This is a genomic window from Pantoea sp. Tr-811, from assembly GCF_011752535.1.
Lineage (GTDB): Bacteria > Pseudomonadota > Gammaproteobacteria > Pseudomonadales > Pseudomonadaceae > Aquipseudomonas.
Genome location: NZ_VWXJ01000052.1, coordinates 1 through 2,040, shown reverse-complemented (window position 1 = coordinate 2,040; position 2,040 = coordinate 1). Strand labels below are relative to the sequence as shown.

Genomic DNA, 2,040 nt, shown 5'->3' with positions numbered 1-2,040 from the left:
GTAAGCGCTCCATGAACCCCACATTCAAAGCGCTCAACTGATCCCGGATGCTGTGCTCCCGATTTCTTTCCGGAGCCCGCCGACCATGATGCGACCCGACGCCAAAGTCGAAACAGTCTACCTCTACCCCAAACCTGTCGACTTTCGAAAATCTATCGATGGCCTGGCTGCACTGGTCGAACTGGATATCAAGGTGGCGGTGTTCGACCCCGTGCTTTTCGTGTTCCTCAACAAGCCCCGCAACCGCGTGAAGATCTTGTACTGGGAGCGCAACGGCTTCTGCCTTTGGCTCAAGCGTCTGGACTCCGAGCGGTTCAAAACATCGCCTGATCCGAGCGACGTCGCCATCGTCCTGACCGTTCAGGAGCTGAACTGGCTGCTCGATGGCTTCGACCTCTGGCGCAACCGTCCTCATCAAGTTTTGACGCCTCGCTACGTCGCCTGAGTCGGTATAATCCACGGCATGATTTCCATGCCCGAAAACCTCCCCGACGATCCTGTTTTGCTCAAGCAACTGCTTGAGCAAATGATCAATGAGCGCGCGTCCGACAAGGGCAAGATCGTTCATCTTGAAGAGGAAGTAGCGCTGTTGCGCCAGCGCCTGTTTGGCCGCAAGAGCGAGCAGACAGGCGACGCGGCAACACCTCAGTTGCTTCTGTTCAACGAAGTGGAAAATCTGGCTGAGCCCGCTGATGAGGCCGCCGAGGTAGAGGTTGTTGCGTCGACCAAACGCCGAGGCAAACGCAAGCCGCTGCCCGCTGATTTGCCGCGTATCGAAGTCATCCATGAACTGCCTGAGCACGAACTGACCTGCGCTTGCGGCTGCCGCAAACACGTCATTGGCGAAGAAGTCAGCGAGCAACTTGAAATCGTCCCGATGCAAATTCGAGTCATCAAGCACCTTCGCAAGGTTTACGGCTGCCGCGACTGCGAGTCAGCGCCAGTGACGGCAGACAAGCCAGCCCAAGTCATAGAGAAAAGCATGGCCAGCCCCAGCGTGCTGGCGATGCTGCTGACGACCAAGTACGTAGACGGTTTACCACTTCACCGTTTCGAGAAAGTGCTGGGCCGTCACGGCATCGATATCCCGCGCCAAACGCTGGCACGCTGGGTGATTCAGTGCAGCGAACACTTGCAGCCGCTGTTGAATTTGATGCGCGAGAGCCTGTTGAACAGCCGGATCATCCACTGCGATGAAACCCGCGTACAGGTGTTGAAAGAACCTGGGCGCGAGCCCAGTAGCCAGTCCTGGATGTGGGTACAAACCGGCGGTCCACCTGATCAGCCGGTGATTCTTTTCGACTACGCCGCCAGCCGAGCACAGGAGGTGCCGACGCGCCTGCTGGATGGCTATCGCGGCTATGTCATGACCGACGACTACGCCGGGTACAACGCGCTGGTCGCACAGGACGGCGTCGAGCGATTGGGCTGCTGGGCGCACGCTCGCCGCAAGTTTGTCGAGGCGCAGAAAGTGCAGCCCAAAGGTAAGACTGGGCGCGCTGACATTGCGCTGAATCTGATCAACAAGCTGTATGGCATCGAGCGCGACCTGAAGGACAGCAGCGATGAGATACGCAAACTTGGTCGCGAGGAGCGCAGCCTGCCGGTGTTGGCGCAGTTGAAAAGCTGGATTGAAAAAACGCAGCCCCAAGTCACGACGCAGAACGCTTTGGGCAAAGCGATCGGTTATTTGGCCAGCAACTGGAGCAAATTGGAGCGCTACGTCGAGCACGGCTACTTGCCGATCGACAATAACGCTGCTGAGCGTGCGATCCGCCCGTTTGTCATTGGCCGAAAGAACTGGCTGTTCAGCGACACGCCCAAGGGTGCGACGGCCAGTGCGCAACTCTACAGCCTGGTCGAAACAGCCAAAGCCAACGGCAAAGAACCTTATGCGTGGCTGCGCCACGCACTGGAACGCCTGCCGCAGGCGTGCTCAGTGGATGATTACGAAGCCTTGCTGCCGTGGAACTGCACGCCTCATTTGCATAGCTAAGCGCTCGCCCATCTTTGGATAGGTGGGGTTCATGGAGCGCTTAC

Annotated in this window: 2 protein-coding genes; both read left to right on the top strand. The window is 58.0% G+C overall.

Translation table 11 applies throughout. The features are described from left to right. The first annotated feature begins 85 nt into the window (after positions 1 to 85). Positions 86 to 445: an IS66 family insertion sequence element accessory protein TnpB gene (tnpB, locus tag F3J44_RS29355; RefSeq protein ID WP_205300269.1), complete on the top strand. Its 360-nt coding sequence runs from the start codon at positions 86 to 88 to the stop codon at positions 443 to 445. Positions 446 to 463: 18 nt separating this feature from the next. Then, positions 464 to 1,996: an IS66 family transposase gene (locus F3J44_RS29350; protein WP_167277996.1), complete on the top strand. Its 1,533-nt coding sequence runs from the start codon at positions 464 to 466 to the stop codon at positions 1,994 to 1,996. Positions 1,997 to 2,040: the final 44 nt, after the last annotated feature.

Excerpts from the sequence above, each read along its gene's own strand:
- tnpB (WP_205300269.1), top strand. The coding sequence starts at position 86 with ATGATGCGACCCGACGCCAAAGTCGAAACAGTCTACCTCTACCCCAAA.
- F3J44_RS29350 (WP_167277996.1), top strand. The coding sequence starts at position 464 with ATGATTTCCATGCCCGAAAACCTCCCCGACGATCCTGTTTTGCTCAAG.